The organism is Lacicoccus qingdaonensis (assembly GCF_900101075.1).
GTDB classification, from domain to species: Bacteria; Bacillota; Bacilli; order Staphylococcales; family Salinicoccaceae; genus Lacicoccus; species Lacicoccus qingdaonensis.
Genome location: NZ_FNFY01000001.1, coordinates 52,531 through 75,446, shown reverse-complemented (window position 1 = coordinate 75,446; position 22,916 = coordinate 52,531). Strand labels below are relative to the sequence as shown.

Sequence of the window (22,916 nt, the reverse complement as noted above, 5' to 3'; positions counted from 1 at the left end):
ATTAAAATTATAGATTTTTTCATTTTATAAAACAATTGAACTGTTTATCAATTATAATATAATGGATGAAAGGAGCGATTATTATGTCTGAAATCAAACATTTGGCAATCAACTATAAGACTGCCGAAGATTTTAAAAAGTTCGGGGAGTACGGAACGCAGGAATTGCAGATGATGGAAGAGCTCGAAGGGAATGTGATCGATGCCGATACCGATTCGCCGTTCTACGGAATATATGTCGGTGAAAACCTGGCAGCGCGCATGTGCCTGTACAGAAAGCAGGATGACAACCATCCCATCTTCGACCCGCCGCACGACTATCTCGTCATATGGAAGCTTGAAGTGCTGGAAAAATACCGGGGCAGAGGTTTCGGTTCAGAACTGATCAATTATGTAAAAGAGCAGAATATGCCCATCAAGGCGGTCAGCCGTCAAAATGCACGGTCATTTTTTGAAGACCATGGCTTTGAAACTTTAAAATATGATATTGAGAGAGACCTTGCCGACAATGCACTGATCTGGTATCCGGAAGGATATTCTCTGAAGCAATAAAAAAAGATGAGCCTTGAGCTCATCTTTTTTAGTTATTCACTACTTCTTCACCTTTATAGCTTCCGCATGATTTACAAACACGGTGTGAAAGTTTCATTTCACCACAGTTTGAACATTCAACCATTCCCGGTGCTGAAAGTTTAATATGCGTACGGCGTTTATTTTTACGTGTTTTGGATGTTCTTCTTTTAGGTACTGCCATGATTAATCCTCCTTTTCTTCATCACTATCAAGTAGTGCTTTCAATTTTTCAAGTCTGGGATCTGTTTTTTCCTCACTCTCGTGAGCAAACTCATCTTCATCGATGACTTCCCAATCTTTTCCGCTCCCAAGTGGTTCATCGCTTGTTGTATAAGCGGTTGGAAGGTTCACAATGATGAGTTCCCTGATAACAGGTTCTAAATCCAATGTATGAATGACGGGATGGACATTTTCATCCAGATCATCATCTTCATGGACAGTTTCATCAAAGATTTCCAATGATTCGATTTGAAGCGGGACTTGAATATCTTCAGATGTTCGACTGTCGAGCATGTTGATAATCGTATCGATATATATCTGTACATTGAATTGTCTGCTGCGCACAAATATTTCACCTTTGACATTGAGCCTTTCGACAGATAAGATATCCTTCCTGTCCGTCAGGTTCTCAATTTTCAGGTCATCATCAAATTTGATCACTTCATCATGGAATTTTCTTAGTTGAGCCAATGTCCATTTCATACTCTTCACCTCTTATGAGCACAAAAAATATTGTACATTTTATAGGGACTTATGTCAAGTTATTTTCTTAACGGATTATTTGATACAATACAGTTTAAAGGAGGTCTTTTTCAATGAATGTCACATCCCTGATTACTGAATATAACCCTTTCCATAATGGCCACATATACCATATCAATGAAAGCCGTAAAATTGCAGATGCCGATATCGTCATCGCCGTTATGAGCGGCAACTTCACACAGCGCGGCGAAGCGGCAATAACGAATAAATTCATCCGGGCAGAACACGCCGTCAGGCACGTCGACCTCGTCGTCGAGCTGCCGCTGAAAAACAGCATCAGTTTTGCCGACGATTTCGCACTCGGCGGTGTGAGGATCGCAGAACTCCTCGGGAGCACCCACCTGGTCTTTGGAAGCGAGTCCGGTGACATATCAACATTGAAACAGCTGTACACGCGCAGCCGGGACAACGTAGACAAGGACGAGCTGACGAGCCTCATCAAACAGGGCTACAGCCACCCCCGCGCCCTTGCAGAACTGCTTGAGAATGTCGACATAAGCGGTTCGAACAACATACTCGGCCTGAGTTACATACGCGCTGTCGAAACGCTCAGAAGCAGCATTACGCCGCTCACCATCAAAAGAGTGAGCAACTTGTACAATGAGCCCGACCTGTCAAAAGGCGCATTTTCAAGCGCGACAAGCATCCGGAATAATATCATGGCCGGCAGCATCCAGGCTGTGAAGCCTTTCATGCCGCCCGAGCTCGCAGACGACATTTTGGAAAATAAACCCATCGGCAACGCGGATTTCTTCCAGACACTGAAAACAATCATCACACATAAGAGCCCCCGGGAGCTGCGGGAAATCTATATGATGACCGAAGGACTTGAACACCGTCTGAAATCCAATGTCAGGGGGACCGCCGGCTACGATGAATTCATGCACAGAATAAAAACGAAGCGCTACACTTGGACACGCCTGAACCGCCTGATGACATGCATACTGTTAAACATCACCAAAAGTAAGATGGCGGCCCACGACGTACGCGACATCAATGCCGTACGGGTGCTTGCAATGAACAGTGCAGGTCAGGAATACCTGAAAGCGCTGAAAGATACGGACGTTCAGATCATTACAAACGTCAATAAAGAAAACAGCCGCCATATCAAAGATGAGATCATGGCGACAGACGTCTATAACATTGCATCGAATTCTGACCGGAATGACTTCAATACTCCGGTCATCATCAATCGCTGAATTTTTCCTGCAGCAGGTTCGCAACGTGCGGCGGTACGACATCTTCGATCTTGCCGCCGTACTTTGCCACTTCCTTGACGATGGATGATGATATGAATGAATAATTGTTGTTCGTCATCATATAGATGGTCTCTATATCGCTGTCGAGCTTCCTGTTCATGCTCGTCAGCTGCATTTCATATTCGAAGTCACTGACTGCACGGAGACCCCTGACGATGGCTTTCGCGCCCACTTCATTACAGAAGTCCACCAGCAGGCCGTAAAACTGTTTCACTTCCACATTATCCAGATGGCTCGTCACCTCTTCGATCATCTCCACTCTTTCCTCTGGAGTGAACAACCCTTTCTTGGAAGAGTTTTTGAGTACTGAAATGTACACTTTATCAAACACTTTACTCGTTCTTTCAATTATATCCAGATGTCCGTATGTAATCGGATCGAAACTCCCCGGACAAACCGCTATTCTTGTCATGATGATTTCCCCTCATTATCTTTCAAAATATTTACTTTAACTGTACCATAAACGACCTCCCGTACATTGTCAAAACCGGGGTTTTTAAAAGTTTCATCCTTCCCCGCCTCTATGACAATCCGGCCGTCCTCATTCAATATGCCGAGTCTCTTTATTTCCGACAGGGCAAAAGAGACGATGTTCTTTTTGTACGGCGGGTCTAAAAATATCAGGTCGAAAGTCTTGTCCCTTTTGGACAGTGCCTTCAGCGCCCGCCTGTAGTCATTGCGGTATATTTCAACCGGTTCGTCGATTCCTTTGGTATTATTCTTCAATACACCGATGGCATCTTTCGCCCCGTCGATGAAAATACAGCTCCCGGCACCCCTGCTGAGCGCCTCGATGCCGAGTGCACCCGTCCCTGCAAATAAATCCAGTACATCTCCCTCGAGCGGTCCCATAATATTGAAGATGTTCTCCCTGACTTTATCCGTCGTCGGACGCGTGTCCCTGTGCGGTAAAGAAGTGATTTTCCTGCCCTTGTAACTGCCGCTGATAATTCTCATAAAAATCCTCTTTCCATTTTCTGTTGATTTGAGATAAGATGAATAACAGGAGTTGATCATACATGCAAAAATTTATCCGTCTCGGTGATGGCTACGGCGATATTTTCGAGCTCGAAGCCCTCATCGAATATAACCGTCAGCGTATAAAATCAGGCATCTACCTGCACGTTGAAAACGAACCTTCGACTTTCGTCCTCGTCATGGCACCCGTGCGCGGAAACTTCCAGGCACTCTATACGATTTACCGCGGAATCCCAATGGCGAGTAAACATCGACAGAAATATAACATCATCAATGACTGCCTCGAAAAATATAATATTCAAAAAGTCGAAATGACCACGCGGACGCCGGACGATTTTCATGATCCGGAGCAGTATTTTCAGTACATGATCGGTGTGCTGAGACTGAACCACCTGCTGCCGCCGATGACCTAGATCACCCTGTAATCTTTCGCCTCATGCTTCTCACGTTCATACTCCCTTTTAATATTGGGATATTGTGAGATAATGACATCAGAGACGTATTTCAGCTTATTCAGCTCTTTCATTGTTTGAGAGACATCTGATTCGTTAATATATAATAATAAGTACTTTTTATCTTTATTTACATAAATCAGATGGCCATAACGTTTTAATTGTCTAATGAATTTATTTTGTTTAAAATAAACATAAATGCCAATTCGTTTCTTTAACATGTTTGTCCCACCCATCTAATTTGTATAAGGATATCATACCATTTTAGAAACAAATTTTTAACAGCATCATACTGAATCATACTGGAGGATATTTTAAATGAGAAAATGTATCAAAGGAATTTTAACAACAATCGGCGTTGCGGGAGGCATTGTCGGAGGATTGTGGATCGGTACGAAACTCACGTCCGAAACAAAGGTTCAGCACATCAAACCCTACTTTAAAAGACGCTCGCCCTACATCTTGGCACACCGCGGCGGCATGGCACTGGCTCCGGAACATACTAAACTGGCATTTGATAAATCCAGCGAATTCAACGTGGAAGGTTTTGAAATCGACATCCGTCTGACGAAAGACGAAGAGATCGTCGTCATGCATGACGCATACGTCGACCGTACATCAAACGGCGCAGGCCGCGTCAGCAGCATGACACTTGCGGAACTCAAGGAACTCGATTTCGGTCATCACTTCAGGGACGTCGAAGGAAACACACCGTTCAGAGGCCACGATGACGCTAAAATCCTTACCTTGAAAGAACTGCTTGAAAACTATCCGGACAAGCTGGTGAATATCGATATCAAAGATAAACCTGAAACTTACGAAGGCAGTCTGATGCCGACCGTGCTCTACCGTCTCATCAAGGAACTCGGTGCGGAAGACCGTGTGCTTGTTACAAGCTTCCACGACTCACAGATCAACAGATTCAGACTGTACTCCGGAGACGAGATTGCACTCGGTGCCGGTGAAGAGCAGGTGACCAAAGCCTACTTCAGTTTCAAGACAGGGTTTAAACACCTTTACCAGCCGAATGCAGACACATTCCAGATTCCGGTGAATATCAAGGGCTATCCACTTGATAATGAGAAATTCATCGCATTCCTGCAGAATATGAACGTTGCCGTCGGCTACTGGGTCATCAACGACATGGACAAGATGGACGAACTCATTCAAAAAGGCGCCCACACAATCGTTACGGACTTTCCTGACATCAGCCACCACCTGATGAAACAGAGATACTAGATTAGATGGGATTTACGCTGCCCGGCTCAGTCGAGCCGGGTATTTTTGTGTGCCGGTATAACCATGCTATCTGCACACCAGACACCTAAACCACATCCTCATCCAAACCTCAAAAACACAAAACACCCTCAACCATCATGGGAGGATGATCAAGGGCGTCCGGTTTTTATTATAAAACTTCTTATACTGCGCAGGAACAGCTTCCGCCTGTGGCGCAGCCGCCGCCTGAATCTTTGGCGAAGAATGGATTGTCACTGACGATGTTGACGTGTTCGCTGACGTCTTCACTCATATGGAAAAGCACTTCGTCGAGGAGTGCCTGGAGCTGGTATTCAGCGCGTCTGAATTCCATGACAATCGGATGTAAATCTAATTTTTTCTTATATTGGTTGATTTCTCTTCTCTTGGTTGTGAAGTCGGGATGGTATTTGCCGAAACGGCTGACTTCTTCAAAGTCTTCCTTCATCCTTTTGAATGTTGAAATGATTTCGAGAACTTCCGGATCATTATTTATAAGATGATTATATTTACAGTAATGCTCAAATTCTTCGGTCTGTTTAATCATATGATTCAGCCGGTCCAGCTGGTCCAGCAGTGTTAATTCTTGTAATGTTGTCATAAAAACACCTCTCAATTTATAGTAACAAACTTCAGAATTCTTTGCGAGAGTGAAATTCTATTTGCAACTAACAACTTTATAGATTAAAATTGAATTAATGTTATTAATGCTAGGGAGGAAATTTCATGATTTTCGAAAACTCTGGTCTTGAGAAAGTTGTTGTGCCTCAAGATGTCTTACAAAATGTTATGAATAAAAATGGATGGGTACTTGGCGGCTCCTGGGATTACGAGCGTATGACTTTTGATTTCAAGTATGAAATCCCTGAAGGTATCTATTATCTGCGCCTGCCGGGCTATGCTGTAGACGGCGATGTGGGTGCAAACAACGCAACAATCCAGCTGATGGACCCTTACATGGGTAAACACTATTTCCCAACAGGTATTGAATACGGCAGTGACGAACACTTCCCTGAAAGAATTGTCGAGCATGCTGTCAACAATATCCGTAAAGTGACTAAAGATTTAAAAGTGTTGATTTAAAAGTGTTGATTTAAAAGCTTAATACTTATATTAATAAAAACCGGCCGTAAACCTTAAATCGAGGTTCTCGCAGCCGGTTTTTTATTTACCATGAAAATAAAACAGCACCAAAGCCCTGAATACGGCTCTGGTGCAGTATTAATATCTATATCCTTTAAGTTCTATCTTAATGGAAGATGGCATCAAACAGACCTGCTGTAGAGCCGCCTGGATAGATGATGTAAAGCAATGCATATACCATGATGCCTGTGATTGCTGTCAGGAACCAGATGGTTGCTGCGACAGGACCGACTTTACGGTGTATGCCGAGTTTCCTTTTTGTCCCCGTAAACAGCTGGTATGCACCAAGCACGCCACCCGTTGTGGACAGGATGATATGGCTGATTAAAAACGTTACATAGAAAGGTACCAGGTTATCCGGTCCGCCAAATTGCGTGCTTCCTATAAATACTGTTTTTGATACATAGCCTATAAAGAATATCAGTGCAGCAAGCGCTGCGAGCTTCATCCATTTTTCATGCAATTCAATCTGCTTGGCACGTATATGTTTTAAACCGATGGCCATGAATATTGCACTCAGGATGATAAAAAATGTATTGATTGTCGGCAGTAAAAATTCCATATCGTTATGTCTACTCCTTATTATCTGAACTGTTTCTGAAACTCTTTTCTAATACGAGCTTCTTCTAGCGAACGGCGTGTCACTTCTTCTTCGTCACGTCTCTCATCTTTATACCAACGGAAGAATATGAACCCGAGCATGAATCCGAAGAATATTTCCTGCATGACTTTCATGATGATTCCGGCTGCCTGCTGATCGTGGATCGGATCTGAATCTGTAAAGTATTCCGGTCCTGAAATCATACCTTGTCCGACAAGACTGTCCAGTGTGCCGGCAGGCACACACAGTTCCATCGCAGACAACCATGCATCGCCGTCAGTGTATGTGCTGTACATCGGCTCTGAAGCAAATATGATCAAAGCACATGCCGGTGTCAAAAGAACACCGATACCGAATATATAGAGCATCTTGAACAGTCCGCCCATGTGATTCTCCCTCGGTTCGACTTTGTTGAAAATCGGGTAGAACATCACGAGTGACAGTACAAATAAAAGTATGATGACAGCATTATGCGCAACTGCACTCATTTTCAGACTGTCCATCACAACCGGCAGGTGGTATACGGAAAATATACCATTGAAAAGAATCAGTGCAAGAAGCGGTTTTTTCGCAATCGCAAAGATCTGTTTCAATACCGGAAGACCGACAAGATATTTCTGTAAATATTCAGGCAATGCAGCATAAAAAAGCGGTGCTGCGAGCAGAAATCCAAATGCCATCTGCAGCATATGGAAACTGAAAAGTATGTGGCTCAGCAAATCTACTGGTGAACCGTATAAAATATAAATTAAAACCATATTTGTAATGAATATAGCCGATTCTTTATTCGTAATCGGACGTCCGCCTTCAAATTCCCTGTACCATTTTTTCGTCACAAGAAAGTAAACGACAGTGACCATGACAGTGAATACGAAAAAGAAAGGGCTCCAATTGGCCATAAATCCAAATATAGATATGGACGATAAATTTTCCATTAAAAATCACCCTTTTTTATCACATATCATCATTATATGTTTTTTTGTCCTTTTAAACAATATATCCATGACCCATTACATGACAATATAATGACAAAAGACCAACACATCTTGTGTTGGTCTTAAATGAATATTATTCGATTGGTGCACCGATCCATACGATATAGATCATGCAGACAACGAATGCGATTGCGAAATACATTCCAGTCATTATAAGCAGTTTGGCAAAATCGTGTCCATTATCTTTCATATGCATGAAATAGAAGAACTGCAGGATGACCTGGATGAATGCAAAACCGAGCACAATCGGAATCGTAAACTGTGCAGGTACATCTGATGCCGCCAGAATGAATGCCATGAATGTCAGGAATATCATCAGCCCGAATGATACGAGCTGATGGCGCATTTCTTTAGTACGCTGGTTTCTCAAATACTCAAGCTGCGATTTTGTCATAACTTCTTGATTCATTTCTGCCATCTTATAACACTCCTAACAGGTAAACGATAGTAAAGATGAATACCCATACAACGTCAATAAAGTGCCAGTACAATGTAAAGGTATTTACTTTTGCTGCTGTGTAGACAGACATACCGCGATTAGCGTTACGTAAAATAAGCAATGTCACCCAGATCAGTCCCACAATTACGTGGAAACCGTGCGTCCCGATCAGGAAGTAGAATGCACTTCCGAAGGCGCTTGAACGGAATGTATGTCCAAGACCGACATACACCACAAACTCATAAATCTCGAGTGCAAGGAACCCTGCACCAAGAAGTGCTGTAATACCGAGCCACAACTGCATCTTCTGGAAGTTATTGTTTCTCATGTGGTATATCGCGTACACACTTGTCAGGGACGATGTTAAAAGTAACATCGTCATGACAAATGCAAGCGGCAGATGGAACAGTTCTGAAGCCAGTAAGTGATCATCACTTGGTACTGAATCTTTCAGAGCCAGATAAGTCGCAAAAAGTGATGCGAATAAAACAGTCTCACCAGCAAGGAATATCCAAAAACCTACAAACTTATTCTTACCTTCTGCCGTAGCAGTTTCGGGATGGACCGGCCATCTTTCGCTAGGCACATTGTATTCCATGTTAGCCATTATTTCGCACCCCTTTCTAATTCTTCAAGATCTTTCTTTATTTCTTCTTTAGTTACATAATAACCAAGGTCGTCTTTCCATGAACGTACACCCATTGAAACGAATGTGATACCCAGCCCGATTACCAGGACAGGCAACGCCCAAGGTTTTGCATCCAGTGCAGATACTGCATCGATTGCCCAATCTTTACCGTCGGCAAAGTACAGTGCACCGAACGATGCTATGAACAGGCCGAGTGACATGATCAGCGGAATGATCGAGTTGTTCGGCATATGGAAGTCTTCGATTGATTCCGCCGGCATCATCTTGCCGTCGCCCTCATTCTTCTCAATCCAATATGCATCCAGTCCGCGAACCAATGGTACTTGTGCAAAGTTGTAATAAGGTACCGGCAGTGGCAGTGACCACTCAAGCGTACGGCCGTCTCCCCAAGGATCTGTTCCGACTCTTTCGTTCTTCACAAGCGTCATTACAATGTTGATCAGTAATATGATGACTCCTGCGGCCATGAAGAAGGCCCCGACGGTGGAGATCATGTTCGCTGCGTTGTAACCCTGTCCATCAAGGAACGTGAACACACGTCTCGGCATGCCCCACAGTCCAAGGAAGTGCTGGATTAAGAATGTCAGGTGGAAACCGAACACGAACAGCACGAATGTAATCTTACCAAGAACTTCATTCAGCATCGTATTGAACATTATCGGCCAGTAGTAGTGGAGTCCTGCAAGGAGACCGAATACTACACCACCAACGATAACGTAGTGGAAGTGTGCAACGATAAAGTATGAGTCATGATACTGATAGTCGGCCGGTGCAGCTGCCTGCATGATACCCGTTACCCCGCCCATTACGAATGAAGGGATAAATGCGACTGCGTAAAGCATCGGCGTTGTGAATTCTATACTACCGCCCCAAATGGTGGCGATCCAGTTAAATATTTTAATACCTGTCGGTACCGCGATTGCCATTGTCGCTACTGCGAAAATAGCATTTGCCGTCGGTCCAAGACCAACTGTGAACATGTGGTGCGCCCAAACCATGAATCCGAAGAAACCGATAAGGAGTGTCGCGAATACCATTGCTGAGTAACCGAATAATCTCTTACGGGCAAATACTGAGAATATCTCAGAGAATATACCGAACGCCGGAAGTATCAGTATGTACACTTCAGGGTGTCCGAAAATCCAGAATAAATGCTCCCAGATGATGGTGTTACCGCCTGCCTCTACTATGAAGAAGTTTGAACCGAACATACGGTCAAATATAAGCAGGAAGACACCGATTGTAAGCGGTGGGAATGCGAATACGATAAGGATGGCTGCAACAAGAGTCGTCCATGTGAATAATGGCATTCTCATGTATGTCATACCAGGTGCTCTCATCGTAATAATCGTTGTTGCAAAGTTGATACCTGTCATCAATGTACCTGCACCTGTGATCTGAAGACCGAGGGCGTAGAAGTTAACGCCGTGTCCAGGCGAGTCGATTGACAGTGATGCGTAGCTTGTCCAGCCCGCATCCGGTGCTCCACCCATGAACCATGAAAGGTTAAGGAAGATACCACCGAGAATGAACAACCAAACTCCCATTGAGTTCAGAAATGGAAACGCTAAATCACGCGCCCCAATCTGCAATGGAACCACTGCGTTCATAAATGCGAATAGTAATGGCATGGCTGCCAGGAAAATCATCGTCGTACCATGCATGGTGATCATTTCGTTATATAATCCTGCTGATAGGAAGTCGTTGTTTGGAACCGCCAGTTGTAAACGGATCAACATCGCTTCTATACCACCAAGTGCGAAGAAAAATCCACCAGCGATCAAATACAAGATGCCAATCTTTTTATGGTCGACTGTCGTCAGATATTCCCAGATTACAGAACCAACACCTTTTTTCTGAGTACTTGTTTGTGCCATGTGTTAGTTCCCCTCCTCTTCATCATTTGCAGAAGACTCTTCTTCGCCTTCTGAACCTTCAGATTCTGTAGTGTTCGACTGTCTGACTTCTTCAAGAGCCTCAACATCTCCAGAACCTTCTTCAACAGACAACTCCATCAGGTAAGCTGAAACTGCTTCGATCTCTTCGTCATTCAACTCATAAGCACCTGTCATTTTATTTCCAGGCTTAAGTGACTCAGGATCTCTGATCCACTCTTCTAAGTTTTCTTCATTGTGCTCAAGATAACCGGCGATCAGTTCACGGTCTGCGAAGTTCGTCAGGTTAGGGCCCATTGCGCCTGAACCTGTCGGAGTCGTTGCGTGACAAGCCATACATGAGTCAGCAAAGATTTCTTGACCGGCCTGCGCATCTTCAGAAGACGCCTGAGCCGGCTCTTCAACAGCTTTCATGTCTGCCAGCCACTGATCGTACTCTTCAGCCGGCAATGCATGGACTTTAAAGTCCATCAGAGCGTGTGAAGGTCCGCAAAGTTCAGCACATTTACCGTAGAATAACTGGTCACTTTCCTGTGCACTTTCTTCATCAAATACGAGATAGAAACTGTTGATACCATCAATGTTTGTATCAAGCTTACCGCCTGCTGCCGGCACCCAGAATGAGTGCTTTACGTCTACACCCATAAGGTTGAAGTAAACTCTTTCATCAGTCGGTACTACCATTTCCTGTGAAGTGACGACTTGTTCTGTTGGATATTCAAACTCCCACCAGTACTGGTAAGCGCGGACGTTGATGACATTTTCCTCAGGATTCACTTCACCTTCGTCAGTCACACTTGCACTAGTATCCGCCTGTTTAAATACAAGATACACTGTAGGGACTGTTAAAATGATAAGTAAAATGATTGGGATTGTAGTCCAGATGATTTCCAAAGTGTGGTTTGTTGCCACGTCCTTCGGTTCGAAATCTTCACCTTTCTTACTGCGACGGTTTTTAGCCACTGCAATTGTAAATAATACTGTAACCACTACTACTACCAAAAGCATAATAATAATTGAGAGTATCATTAAGTTAAACTGCTCTTGACCCACTTCACCAGCCGGTCTCAAAGCACTCAAATGATTCTTCCCACAACCAGATAAAAAGACCATTAGGACAGTGATCAATCCTATCCATTTAGCTTTCATCCAATGATTCTTCATGTTTTAACCCCTCTTTCATCCAATAACTTTATATATTCACGAGTAAGCCGGCAATTACAATCATTACAAAGAATATAACGATGTAATTTAGTGAGAAGACAAATACCCGACCGGCATAGCGGTTATAGTCTTCAATTGGTTTAAATCGGTTCAATGATATGTACAGCCAGGCCAAATTTAACGCGGTGGCAAGCAGCACAAACCATAAGCCAAGTTCTACCATTAAAACAGGTGTGAACAAAAGAAGTGTTACCCAAAACACAATCGAGCGTCTTGTTCTTTCATTACCCTTTACAGATGGCAGCATTGGAATGGCAGCAAGCTTATATTCTTCGCTTCTTCTAATTGCTAATCCGTAAAAGTGCGGCATTTGCCAAATGAACATCACAATGAACATCGCCCATGCAATCATATGAAGACCCGGGTCAATGACAGCCCAGCCGATCAACGGCGGCATCGCTCCAGGTACAGCCCCAATGATTGTATTGGAAACAAAATGTCGTTTCCCAAACATCGAATAAACGACGGTGTAGCCAAATGCTGCGACCAGACCGAGCGTTCCTGCAGTTGGATTAACGGAGAATAACATGATCAGCCCAACGCCCAGACAACCGAAACCGATCATTAAAATCTGCTTTCCTGTAAACGTTCCGTCAATACTTGGACGATCCTTTTTTGATTCCATGATCCTGTCTATGTCTCTGTCATAAAAATTATTCAGCGCACAAACTCCACCTATGACAAGTGCTGTCGCTACTGTCATGAGTAATAACAATGGTAAGTTCTGAAAAAATGACAAGCTGTAATACATCACAGCTACAAATCCGGCAGCAAATGCTGGAATAAGATTGGACTTTATTATCCCATCTTTTAATAACGTTTTAACTGCTTTGAATGTTATATCATTTGGATTCTGCTTTACAATTTCACTGTAAGCATCACCTTGCATCTCTACGCCTCCTTTCATAACAGAAACATTTAACTCTAATAATAAATCAGTCGGGACACAAATACTATACAATTCCACAATAAAATTGTTACATTTTATATGTTTTACGAATTGTTCATTAAATCTTCATGAACAGTATGTGTCATAAATGATAAACTGACTTATACTAATCTAGAGTGTTTCACATATTGATTTTACCATATATTTAAGAATTGTTAAGAGTAATTCCAAATAATTAATATTGCAATGACAACTTCTTTCATATATATTATGGATTCATGAGGTTAATTTCTTAAGTCTTGATTGAGGTGTGACAATTGTACAAAAACTTAAAAATTGTGGCACTCATAACCACTATAGCCATGGTCTTCGTCCAGGTGGGCGGAGCGCTGGTAACCAAAACAGGTTCCGCAGATGGGTGCGGCGATTCATGGCCGTTATGTCACGGTAAATTGATACCGAGTGACTGGCCGATCGAAACGATTATCGAAATCGCTCATAGAGGTGTTTCCGGTATTGCAATCATCCTCCTTGCCATATTATGTATCATGGCATTGAGACAGATTCCCGAGAAGCGCGAAACCAAGTTCCTTGTTGCTGTATCATTTGGTTTTATCATCATTCAGTCATTGATTGGTGCTGCAGCTGTAGTTGGAATATGGGAAGGCGATTTTGTACTCGCAGCACATTTTGGCATATCACTGATATGTTTCGCTGCCGTATTCCTATTGACATTACTGGTATTCGAAGTCGACTTGAAGTTCGATGCAACAAAATTACAAGTCGGATCATTTTTAAGATACAATACGATATTTCTAACAATCTACATATATTTCGTTGTTTATTCCGGAGCTTTGGTCAGACACACTGACTCATCACTCGCTTGTCTCAGCTGGCCGCACTGTAAACCCGGCCACATTATGCCGACAAACTTCTACGAAGCCGTCCAGATGGGACACAGAGCACTCGCAGGACTCGCAATTATATGGGTATTTCTTATCATGATCCACGCAATCAGACATTACAGTCAGTACCGCGTATTGCATTACGGATGGATCATTGCATTCATTCTTATCATATTACAGATGATTACAGGCCTGCTCAGCGTATTTACAATGGTGAACATCTTCATTGCACTGCTGCACGCACTGTTCATCACATTACTGTTCGGATTGCTGTGCTACTTCATCATGTTACTGTCAAGGACAAAATCATAGGGAAAATTTTGAATTCAGCCGAGGCGCGCGATACGCTGCCCGGCTGAATTTTTTGTTGAGCGCGGTTGTCGCTGATTAAAAATAAAACCCCGGATGCTCACTCATCTTCATTTCACGTGCCAAGTGAGCAGGCAGATTCAATATCTGCTCACTCAGCTCAAAATATCAGCCCAGGTAAGCAGGCAGACTCAATATCTGCTCACCCAGCTCAAAATACCAGCCCAGGTGAGCAGGCAGATTCAATATCTGCTCACTTAACTCAAAATATTAGCCCAAGTGAGCAGACAGACTCTATATCTGCTCACCCAGCTCAAAATATCAGCCCAGGTGAGCAGGCACCCCCGTCCCGGGGCTTCTTCAAACTCAAAAAAAGACAGCTGAACCTTCAAGGGGTTCAGCTGCTGCACTATAAAATCTCTAACGATCACTTCTGCTTTTCTTTAACCCAGTTGATGATGCCGCCTGCAAGGAGTATTTCCTTATGGCGGTCATTCAGGTCGTGTCTGACTTCAACAGTCTGTCCGGTGCCTTTTATTTCAACTTCGAATGTTTCGTCACTCCGTATATTGTCGTGTGTATTTCTGAACTCGAGCACAGCGCCCTGTTCAATCAATTTATATTCGTCATCATTGACGAATGTGAGCGGCAGTATGCCGAAGTTGATCAGGTTTTGGCGGTGGATTCTTGCATAGTCTTTAACGAGTACGACTCTCAGTCCCAGGTATCTCGGGGCGAGTGCGGCGTGTTCCCTGCTGGAACCCTGCGCATAGTTGTAGCCGCCGACGACAATATGGCCGCCTTTTTCCTTCAATTCTTTCGCGTCGTCGGTATATGTTTCGTCGACTCTTTCAAATGTGAATTCACTGATCTCATGGATGTTGCTGCGGAACGGCAGCACTCTCGAACCGCCGGCAAGTATTTCATCCGTGGACAGATTGTCACCGACTTTCAGCAGTACCGGCAGGTCGAAGCTGTCCTGGATTGCATCGAATTCGGGTATCGCTGTAATATTCGGTCCTTTATCGAGTTCAATCCCGCTGTTGTCTTCCGGTGGTGCTTCCATCAGGAAGTGGTCGATCTTCGGTGCCGGGTCCGGAATTTCAGGATAATCCATATCCAGTGTTCTCGGATCTGTGATCTCGCCCGCGAGTGCAGATGCCGCTGCAGTCTCCGGACTGCACAGGAACACTGAATCTTCCACTGTTCCGGAACGTCCGGGGAAGTTTCTCGGTGTCGTCCTCAAACTGTTGTGGCCCGTGGCCGGCGCCTGTCCCATTCCAATACAGCCGTTACAGCCTGCCTGGTGCAGGCGCGCGCCGGCCGACAGGAAATTGGCGATATGTCCGTTTTCCACGAGATGCTGCAGCATCTGCCTCGAAGTCGGATTGATATCGAATGATGTCCCCGGTGCAATGACACTGCCTTTGACAATTTCACTGGCAATCGCAAAATCATGGTAGCCCGGATTGGCCGATGAACCGATGTAAGACTGGTAGATCTCATCGCCCGCCACTTCGCTTACCGGCACGACATTGTCCGGGCTCGTCGGTTTCGCTATGAGCGGTTCCAGCTCCGACAGATTGATCTGGTCGTATTCATCATACTCTGCGCCCTCGTCCGCCTTCAGTTCATACCATTCATCTTCACGGTCCTGGGATTTCAGGAATTTCTTCACAGCTTCATCCGAAGGAAAGACCGATGCCGTAGCACCGAGCTCTGCACCCATATTCGCGATGACGTGGCGGTCCATTGCAGACAAATCATCCAGTCCGTCGCCGTAATATTCAATGATTCTGCCGACCCCGCCTTTTACACTGTGGCGGCGCAGCATTTCCAAAATCACATCTTTCGCACTGACCCATTCAGGCAGCCTGCCGGTAAGTTCGACACCCATAACTTTCGGCATATCGACATAATACGGTTCTCCCGTCATGGCGAGCGTCACGTCAATGCCGCCGGCGCCCATGGCAAGCATGCCCATTGCGCCGTTTGCACATGTATGACTGTCCGAGCCGAGCAGTGTCTTTCCGGGCTTTGCAAACTCCTGCATATGAACCGGATGACTCACCCCGTTCCCCGGCTGGCTGTAATGGATGCCGAATTTATTCGAAGCGCTCCGCAGAAAGTTATGATCATCCGGATTACGGTAGTCACCCTGAATTAGATTGTGGTCCACGTACTGCGCGGAAACTTCCGTACTCACCTTGTCAATCTCCATCGCTTCAAGCTCAAGCATCACCAAAGTCCCTGTCGCGTCCTGTGTCAACGTCTGATCAATATTCAGTCCGATCGTTTCACCGGTCTTCATTTCACCGGAAACCAGATGGTCCTGAATCAGTTTCTCGGCAACATTAAGCTGCATCTTTACCCCTCCTCTGGTTATTTCTTCCTTATTAGTAATATTCACTTAACAGAGAAAGTTAAACTTACAAACTGCAATCATTCTTTATTCAATAAAAAACACCAGCCACTTTTGTGACTGGTGCCTCCATTTATATCAGTCCTTCTTGTCAACAAGGACCATCAGGTCATTCGATTCAACACTGTCGCCCTCTTCAACGTATACTTCCGTAACCGTTCCGGCAAAAGGTGCCTTGACCGAGTTTTCCATCTTCATCGCTTCTGTGATGATGATGATGTCCCCTTTTTCGAAGGAATCGCCGGCCTTGAATTTTATCGAGCTGACCGTACCCGGCATCTGTGCACCGATATGGCCGATATTTTTAGGATCTGCTTTTTGAAGTCTGGCCACTTTCGATTCCACGCTGTCGTCTTTGATCTTGACTTTGCGCGGGAAACCGTTCAGTTCAAAGTACATCCAGCGGTAGCCGTCCTCATGGACGTGACCGATCGACAGCAGATTGACGATCAGCGTCTTACCTTTATCGATGACGATTTCCAGCTCTTCATTTTTACGCATGCCGAACAGGAATGTCGGTGTATCGAGTCTGTCCACGTTACCGAAGCTCTCATTCGTCGTAACGAAGTTTTTGTAAACTTTCGGATACAGTGCGTAGCTCAGTATATCCTGATCCGTCACTTCAGTTTCCTGGAATTCTGCAATCTCTTCACGGAGCGCATCAAAATCAATCGGCTCCATCATTTCACCCGCACGCTCTTTAAGCGGCTCAGTGCCTTTCAGCACAAGTTTCTGCAGATCTTCATTGAAGCCTGTCACCGGAATACCGATTTCACCTTTGAAAAAGCTCACGACGGAATCCGGGAAGTCCAGATGTGCACCGCGCTTGAACAGTGAATCCTCATCCAGTTCGTTCTGTACCATGAACAGCGCCATATCGCCGACAACTTTCGATGACGGTGTGACTTTGACGATATCACCGAACAACATATTCACTTTCTGGTACATCTTCTTCACTTCGCCGTATCTTTCGCCGAGACCCATTGACCTTGCCTGGGACAGAAGGTTTGAATACTGTCCGCCCGGCATTTCGTGCTGGTAGATTTCAGTGTGCGGGCTCTTGATGTCACTTTCGAAGTCCACATAGTATTTACGCACATCTTCCCAGTACTGGCTGAGTCTTTCCAGACCATCGATATCTGCACGGATATTTCTGTCTGTACCGTCCAGCGCATAGGACAGGCTGTTCGCACTCGGCTGTGAAGTCAGTCCGCTCAGCGCACCGAGGGCAGTGTCGACGACATCGACGCCCGCTTCGATCGCTTTTGCATATGTGAATACGCCGTTGCCGCTCGTATCATGCGTATGCAGGTGGATCGGGATATCCACAGTCTGTTTCAATTCACCGATCAGCTCGTAGGCTGCTTTCGGCTTCAGCAGACCGGCCATGTCTTTTATTGCCAGAATGTGAACACCCTGTGCTTCAAGTTCTTTCGCCATATTCTTATAGTAATCCAGAGTGTAGACGTTTGAGCGTTCAGGATTCAGGATGTCACCAGTGTAACAGATCGCGCCTTCAGCGACTTTATCTGTTTTAAGCACCGCTTCAATCGCAGGTTTCATCGCTTCAAGCCAGTTCAGCGAATCGAAGATTCTGAAGACGTCTATGCCGCTCTCTGCACTCTCCGCGACAAACTTCTCGACAAGGTTATCCGGATAATTTTTATAGCCGACAGCGTTGGATGCACGCAGCAGCATCTGGAACAGTACGTTCGGAATGTCTTTTCTGAGCGTCGCGAGCCTTGCCCACGGATCTTCCTTCAGGAAGTTGTATGCCACGTCGAACGTTGCACCGCCCCACATCTCAAGACTGAATGCATCTTTCAGATCATGTGCAGTGTAAGGTGCAATCTTTTTCATATCAAACGTACGGATACGTGTCGTGAGTAACGACTGGTGTGCATCACGCATCGTCGTATCCGTGATCAGTGTCTGGTCCTGCTCTTTCAGCCATTTGGCGAGCCCTTCTGGTCCGCTCTCATCAAGTATCTGTTTTGTACCGTCGACAATTTCCGGCGTGTAATCCGGTATTCTCGGCGGATCAAAATGAGGTTTTTCTCTCTTTTCCACACCCGGGAATCCATTCACCGTAATCGTCGAAATGTATTCAAGCGTCTTCGTACCTCTGTCCTTCGGTTTTTCGAATTCGAATAATGAAGGCGTCGTATCGATGAACTTCGTCGAGTAGTCCCCTTTCAGGAAATCTTCGTTTTCGACAACATTCAAAAGGAACTGAAGGTTTGTCTTGATGCCGCGGATACGCATCTCTTTCAGGCTGCGTCCCATCTTTTCATTCGCATCTTTATAAGTCAGACCGTGTGTGGACAGCTTTACGAGCAGCGAGTCATAGTACGGTGAAATTTCAGCACCCTGGAAACCGTCGCCGGCATCCAGTCTGACACCGAAACCGCCGCTTGAACGGTAGGCCATGATTTCACCCGTATCCGGCATGAAATCATTCAGCGGATCTTCAGTAGTGATACGGCACTGTACCGCAAAGCCCATCAGCGGGATATCTTTCTGATGGGGCATGCCGATATCCTCCCCGAACAGATCCTTGCCGTCTGCAACCTGGATCTGCGTCTTGACGATGTCCACACCCGTCACCATTTCAGTGATCGTGTGCTCAACCTGAACACGAGGGTTGACCTCTATGAAATAAAATTCGCCGTCCGCAACGAGGAATTCAACCGTACCTGCGTTGACATAGCCGATCTGTTCAGCCATATCTCTTGCCGCTTCACAGATGTCTTCACGGAGCTCATGCGTCAGTCCGACGGAAGGCGCGACTTCTACAAGCTTCTGATGACGTCTCTGCACCGAACAGTCTCTTTCATATAGATGAACGATGTTGCCTTGTGTATCACCGATGACCTGCACTTCGATATGCTTCGCCTGATCGATGAATTTTTCAAGGTATATTTCCGCGTTGCCGAATGATTTCAATGCCTCACTCTTGGCACGGTCGTAGCTGTCTCTCAAATTATCATCTTCCTTGACGACGCGCATACCTTTACCGCCGCCGCCGGAAATTGCCTTGATGATGATCGGATAACCATGATTTTCAATGAATTCTTCTACTTCGCTGAAATCTTTGACCGCATCCTTACTGCCCGGAATGATCGGCAGACCTGTCGAGATTGCCGTTTCACGTGCACGGACCTTATCGCCGAACATTTCAAGATGACGCACTTCAGGTCCGATGAAAATGATACCTTCTTCAGCACAGCGGGTTGCGAATTCTTTATTTTCACTTAAAAAACCGTAGCCCGGATGAATTGCATCCACGCCTGCGTTCTTTGCCACTTTGATGATTGCTTCTATATTAAGGTAACTTTCGGTCGGGGACAGATCCGGATCCACCAGATAAGCTTCGTCCGCCTTATAACGGTGCAGTGCACCTTTATCTTCATTACTGTAAATTGCGACTGTCGTAATATTAAGCTCTGTTGCAGCCCTGAAAATACGAGTCGCAATTTCACCCCTGTTCGCAACAAGTAATTTATGTATCTTGTTCATAAGAAATTCCTCCCAAAAGCATAATGAGCTTATTATATAATAAAATTTATAAAATTCACACTATTAATTGAAAATAAAAACCGATAAATTTTAATTACCGGCTATTGAAACCCTTCTTTTTCTTTCTTTACATGCTTTGCCGCGATGATCAGAAGTCCTACCGCCATTGAAACGGAAAGGAATGCAGATCCTCCGTAGCTGAGAAGCGGGAGCGGTACGCCCGTCAAAGGAATGATTTTTGAAATCCCTCCGATATTGACGAACAGCTGCAAAGTAATATACAATGCCACACCCACACAGATCAGGCTGTAGAACTTATCTTTCGAAACAGCAGCATATTTCAGCGCTTTGAATATTAAAATCACAAACAGTATCATGGTGAAAAATACGCCGATAAGGCCAAGTTCTTCCGCGAGCACGGCAAATATGAAGTCGGTGTGCGGCTCCGGCAGATAACCGAGTTTCATCACCCCGTTACCAAGGCCGGTGCCCGTAATGCCGCCATGTGAAATGGCTATCAGGGAATTCGTCAGCTGATACCCGGCACCCATCGGATCGGTGAACGGGTTGATGAATGTCTCTATCCTGGCAATCTGATAATCCGACAAAATCTGGCCCTGGAACAGGTAGGAAATCAGTGTCAGCACACCGCCCGCCACAGTGATGACAAGACCTGTTTTCAAAATGAATTTAAGCGGCACACCCGAATAGATGAAAATTCCGATGATGATGGCTGCAACGACCATCCATGTACCAAAATCGGTAAGCAGTACAAGACCGGAACACGCGCCGATGAATGTCAGCGGGTAAATGTAATCCTGAGTCTGCATTTTGGAAAGTGATATCTTCTTGTCATATATATATGCCATATAGATGATGACAAGCACTTTGAAAAATTCCTGTGCCTGCAGGCTGAGCGGACCGAACTGGATTCTGTTTCGCTGACCGTTGACCACATCGCCGAAAAACAACGTGTAAAAAAGCAGCAGCATGATGATGACGATCGCTGTCAGCTGGAATTTTTTCTCTTTGAAAATTTCACCGGACATGAAGTAGCTCATGAAGAACACGATGGAAAATCCAAGAAAGATGAAAATCGCCTGCCTTATGTAAAAATATTCAGGCGATGAAATATTATCATTATTTGCCGCCATGACCATGCTTGAACTGTAGACCATGACGAGTCCGATCAGGCTGAGAAGTACATATATGATGATAATTGTGAAGTCTACGTATTTGGAATAAGCTTTGACGTAATTGAAAAAATCTTTAACGTATTGCACATTGTTCCCCTCATTTAAAAAAAGTCTAAAGATTAAATTTCTTTAGACTCAAGTTTTTCCTCTTGCATATATAAATCATGGACTTTTGAGACTTCTTTCTCCAGGCTCTCCAACAGCTCTCGTCCATCTTCTGCATCAACCAGCCCAAGACGTACGGCGAAATTCACTTCTTTTGAAAGTCCGAACATTTGGGTATCTAAAACTTCTTCGTAGACCGGGCATTGGGGCATCGTCAAATTGTCCATCTGAACTTTAATCAGCTGTACAATACGGTCAGCATCTGCTTCAAGCTGTTCATATGCCTGATGACGCAATTCTTCTTTCATGGACACACTTACCCCCTCTTTTAGCTATAATAAAAATTTTATATCACCGACGTCAAAATTGCAAGGAATCAAAAGACTAGAAATTCATTATTGACGTATAATATCAAACTATCTTTTGATATAATGAACAGTATAAGGAGCGATTATATATGGTTATACAGATTCTCGGAGATATCAAGTTTCAAATTACATTAGATCCTTCAACATGGATTTTTGATGATCGTAAAATCACTTTGGAAGACGCGCTTAAAGCCGAACAGGATGACGACAGTATTACATTTTCCGATAACACGGAATGGAACCGTCAGATCATTGAAGGCAGCAGCAAGCCCCCGACTTTGAAATCCGAAAAGAAATATAAGAATTCACAGCTGCTGGAAGAGACATTCATCATCAGACTGGATACATTTCTCGAATACACCGAGCCGGAACGCGGCGAAGACGCGATGATTACATATACACATGACGAAGGCACGACGATTCTGCCATACAGTGAACGCGGCAGACATTACGCCCAGTTCAGCCAGGACGGCAAGAGAATGTATGATGACAACATGATCGACCTGGTCGTCATTTCAGATAATGATATTGAAACCAGACTTCAGCATGTGACTGGCATCTCCATAAACTAAAAAAATCACGCCGGAAAAATATCCGGCGTGATTTTTTAATCAGTTTTGTTTCTGCTTTGGCGGTATATTGCCAGCCCTGCGTTCCCTGTGCAGCCTGAACCTGTAGAGTCCAAGCACTATCGCAGCTACAATCAGACTTTCTGCAACCGGCAGGAATGCACCGAAGAAAGTCAATATCAGGGCGCCGAAGAACATTGCAATATAGACGACAACATTTTGCCAGAGTTTGATCTTACGGGCAAACCCGAGCACATAAACAAGTATGCATAAGGCGAATATTGTGATAAACAGCAGCCACATTCCAGTCTCCGGATTTGTATCCAGGCCGTAAAGTCTGCCGAAAAAGGTCAAGCGCTCATTGACATTAACTGAAGCACTCGATAATACAGCTGGGAGAAACACTTA

At 44.7% G+C, this 22,916-nt stretch carries 25 protein-coding genes; 7 read left to right on the top strand and 18 right to left on the bottom strand.

All coding sequences use genetic code 11. The features are described from left to right. Window positions 1-83 precede the first annotated feature (83 nt). Window positions 84-551, top strand: a complete 468-nt coding sequence (locus tag BLR15_RS00380) for an N-acetyltransferase (protein ID WP_092983622.1) — start codon at window positions 84-86, stop codon at window positions 549-551. 28 nt (window positions 552-579) lie between these two features. Here BLR15_RS00380 and rpmF read toward each other — a convergent pair whose 3' ends face one another. Together rpmF and BLR15_RS00370 are read right to left on the bottom strand one after the other, a co-directional pair. Continuing rightward, the gene (rpmF, locus tag BLR15_RS00375) at window positions 580-753 is read right to left on the bottom strand and encodes a 50S ribosomal protein L32 (protein WP_052256701.1); all 174 of its coding nucleotides are present in this window, start codon (window positions 751-753) and stop codon (window positions 580-582) included. Window positions 754-755: 2 nt separating this feature from the next. Then, window positions 756-1,274 carry a YceD family protein gene (locus BLR15_RS00370; protein WP_092983621.1) on the bottom strand — a complete coding sequence of 173 codons (519 nt, stop codon included), beginning with the start codon at window positions 1,272-1,274 and terminating at the stop codon, window positions 756-758. Between the two features lie 113 nt (window positions 1,275-1,387). On the opposite strand from BLR15_RS00370, the gene BLR15_RS00365 reads away from it, so the two are divergent. Then, window positions 1,388-2,533 (top strand): nucleotidyltransferase, encoded by a 1,146-nt coding sequence (locus tag BLR15_RS00365; RefSeq protein WP_092983620.1) that lies wholly within the window; start codon window positions 1,388-1,390, stop codon window positions 2,531-2,533. Here BLR15_RS00365 and coaD read toward each other — a convergent pair. Together coaD and rsmD are read right to left on the bottom strand one after the other, a co-directional pair. After that, the gene (gene coaD, locus BLR15_RS00360) at window positions 2,523-3,005 is read right to left on the bottom strand and encodes a pantetheine-phosphate adenylyltransferase (protein WP_092983619.1); all 483 of its coding nucleotides are present in this window, start codon (window positions 3,003-3,005) and stop codon (window positions 2,523-2,525) included. The genes BLR15_RS00365 and coaD overlap by 11 nt on opposite strands. Next, window positions 3,002-3,550: a 16S rRNA (guanine(966)-N(2))-methyltransferase RsmD gene (gene rsmD, locus BLR15_RS00355; RefSeq protein WP_092983618.1), complete on the bottom strand. Its 549-nt coding sequence runs from the start codon at window positions 3,548-3,550 to the stop codon at window positions 3,002-3,004. The genes coaD and rsmD overlap by 4 nt, the downstream gene beginning before the upstream one ends. Window positions 3,551-3,612: 62 nt before the next feature. Between rsmD and BLR15_RS00350 the strand changes: the two genes are divergently transcribed. Continuing rightward, window positions 3,613-3,984: a DUF7147 family protein gene (locus BLR15_RS00350; RefSeq protein WP_092983617.1), complete on the top strand. Its 372-nt coding sequence runs from the start codon at window positions 3,613-3,615 to the stop codon at window positions 3,982-3,984. On the opposite strand, the gene BLR15_RS00345 is transcribed toward BLR15_RS00350, so the two are convergent. After that, window positions 3,981-4,244: a DUF2129 domain-containing protein gene (locus tag BLR15_RS00345; protein WP_092983616.1), complete on the bottom strand. Its 264-nt coding sequence runs from the start codon at window positions 4,242-4,244 to the stop codon at window positions 3,981-3,983. The genes BLR15_RS00350 and BLR15_RS00345 overlap by 4 nt on opposite strands. Before the next feature lie 97 nt (window positions 4,245-4,341). Between BLR15_RS00345 and BLR15_RS00340 the strand changes: the two genes are divergently transcribed. Next, complete coding sequence (locus tag BLR15_RS00340) at window positions 4,342-5,262, top strand: glycerophosphodiester phosphodiesterase family protein (RefSeq protein ID WP_092983615.1); 921 nt, start codon at window positions 4,342-4,344, stop codon at window positions 5,260-5,262. A gap of 181 nt (window positions 5,263-5,443) precedes the next feature. Here the strand turns inward: BLR15_RS00340 and BLR15_RS00335 are convergent, their stop codons facing one another. Next, window positions 5,444-5,881, bottom strand: coding sequence for a YlbF/YmcA family competence regulator (locus BLR15_RS00335; protein ID WP_052256709.1), 438 nt, complete (start codon window positions 5,879-5,881; stop codon window positions 5,444-5,446). 125 nt (window positions 5,882-6,006) lie between these two features. Between BLR15_RS00335 and BLR15_RS00330 the strand changes: the two genes are divergently transcribed. After that, the gene (locus BLR15_RS00330) at window positions 6,007-6,363 is read left to right on the top strand and encodes a YugN family protein (RefSeq protein ID WP_092983614.1); all 357 of its coding nucleotides are present in this window, start codon (window positions 6,007-6,009) and stop codon (window positions 6,361-6,363) included. Between the two features lie 166 nt (window positions 6,364-6,529). Here BLR15_RS00330 and BLR15_RS00325 read toward each other — a convergent pair whose 3' ends face one another. The 7 genes from BLR15_RS00325 to cyoE form a co-directional block, all read right to left on the bottom strand. Beyond that, on the bottom strand, window positions 6,530-6,985 hold the full coding sequence (locus tag BLR15_RS00325) for a DUF420 domain-containing protein (RefSeq protein WP_052256711.1): 456 nt from the start codon (window positions 6,983-6,985) through the stop codon (window positions 6,530-6,532). A gap of 20 nt (window positions 6,986-7,005) precedes the next feature. Continuing rightward, window positions 7,006-7,959, bottom strand: coding sequence for a cytochrome c oxidase assembly factor CtaG (ctaG, locus tag BLR15_RS00320; RefSeq protein WP_092983613.1), 954 nt, complete (start codon window positions 7,957-7,959; stop codon window positions 7,006-7,008). A 133-nt stretch (window positions 7,960-8,092) separates the two neighbouring features. After that, the gene (locus tag BLR15_RS00315; protein WP_052256713.1) at window positions 8,093-8,437 is read right to left on the bottom strand and encodes a cytochrome C oxidase subunit IV family protein; all 345 of its coding nucleotides are present in this window, start codon (window positions 8,435-8,437) and stop codon (window positions 8,093-8,095) included. Between the two features lies 1 nt (window position 8,438). Next, the gene (locus tag BLR15_RS00310) at window positions 8,439-9,065 is read right to left on the bottom strand and encodes a cytochrome c oxidase subunit 3 (protein WP_143003904.1); all 627 of its coding nucleotides are present in this window, start codon (window positions 9,063-9,065) and stop codon (window positions 8,439-8,441) included. Next, window positions 9,065-10,984 (bottom strand): cytochrome c oxidase subunit I, encoded by a 1,920-nt coding sequence (locus BLR15_RS00305; RefSeq protein ID WP_092983611.1) that lies wholly within the window; start codon window positions 10,982-10,984, stop codon window positions 9,065-9,067. The genes BLR15_RS00310 and BLR15_RS00305 overlap by 1 nt, the downstream gene beginning before the upstream one ends. Before the next feature lie 3 nt (window positions 10,985-10,987). Beyond that, window positions 10,988-12,166, bottom strand: coding sequence for a cytochrome c oxidase subunit II (coxB, locus tag BLR15_RS00300; RefSeq protein ID WP_176754007.1), 1,179 nt, complete (start codon window positions 12,164-12,166; stop codon window positions 10,988-10,990). 28 nt (window positions 12,167-12,194) lie between these two features. Then, window positions 12,195-13,115: a heme o synthase gene (cyoE, locus tag BLR15_RS00295; RefSeq protein ID WP_092983610.1), complete on the bottom strand. Its 921-nt coding sequence runs from the start codon at window positions 13,113-13,115 to the stop codon at window positions 12,195-12,197. A 317-nt stretch (window positions 13,116-13,432) separates the two neighbouring features. Here cyoE and BLR15_RS00290 point away from each other — a divergent pair, with 317 nt between their 5' ends. Further along, on the top strand, window positions 13,433-14,332 hold the full coding sequence (locus tag BLR15_RS00290) for a COX15/CtaA family protein (RefSeq protein ID WP_092983609.1): 900 nt from the start codon (window positions 13,433-13,435) through the stop codon (window positions 14,330-14,332). Between the two features lie 424 nt (window positions 14,333-14,756). Here BLR15_RS00290 and BLR15_RS00285 read toward each other — a convergent pair whose 3' ends face one another. From BLR15_RS00285 to BLR15_RS00270, 4 genes are all read right to left on the bottom strand, one after another. Beyond that, window positions 14,757-16,694, bottom strand: a complete 1,938-nt coding sequence (locus BLR15_RS00285) for an aconitate hydratase (protein WP_092983608.1) — start codon at window positions 16,692-16,694, stop codon at window positions 14,757-14,759. A gap of 135 nt (window positions 16,695-16,829) precedes the next feature. Further along, window positions 16,830-20,270, bottom strand: coding sequence for a pyruvate carboxylase (locus tag BLR15_RS00280; RefSeq protein WP_092983607.1), 3,441 nt, complete (start codon window positions 20,268-20,270; stop codon window positions 16,830-16,832). A 101-nt stretch (window positions 20,271-20,371) separates the two neighbouring features. Next, a complete protein-coding gene (locus tag BLR15_RS00275) occupies window positions 20,372-21,553 on the bottom strand; it encodes an FtsW/RodA/SpoVE family cell cycle protein (protein ID WP_092983606.1) in 1,182 nt (393 codons plus the stop codon). Between the two features lie 32 nt (window positions 21,554-21,585). Continuing rightward, the gene (locus BLR15_RS00270) at window positions 21,586-21,879 is read right to left on the bottom strand and encodes an Fpa/YlaN family protein (protein WP_407927500.1); all 294 of its coding nucleotides are present in this window, start codon (window positions 21,877-21,879) and stop codon (window positions 21,586-21,588) included. Window positions 21,880-22,028: 149 nt separating this feature from the next. On the opposite strand from BLR15_RS00270, the gene BLR15_RS00265 reads away from it, so the two are divergent. Then, window positions 22,029-22,511 carry a hypothetical protein gene (locus tag BLR15_RS00265; RefSeq protein WP_092983604.1) on the top strand — a complete coding sequence of 161 codons (483 nt, stop codon included), beginning with the start codon at window positions 22,029-22,031 and terminating at the stop codon, window positions 22,509-22,511. Window positions 22,512-22,550: 39 nt separating this feature from the next. On the opposite strand, the gene BLR15_RS00260 is transcribed toward BLR15_RS00265, so the two are convergent. Continuing rightward, entirely contained in the window at window positions 22,551-22,913 is a 363-nt protein-coding gene (locus tag BLR15_RS00260; RefSeq protein ID WP_245696433.1) for a YlaH-like family protein, read from the bottom strand. Window positions 22,914-22,916 lie beyond the last annotated feature (3 nt).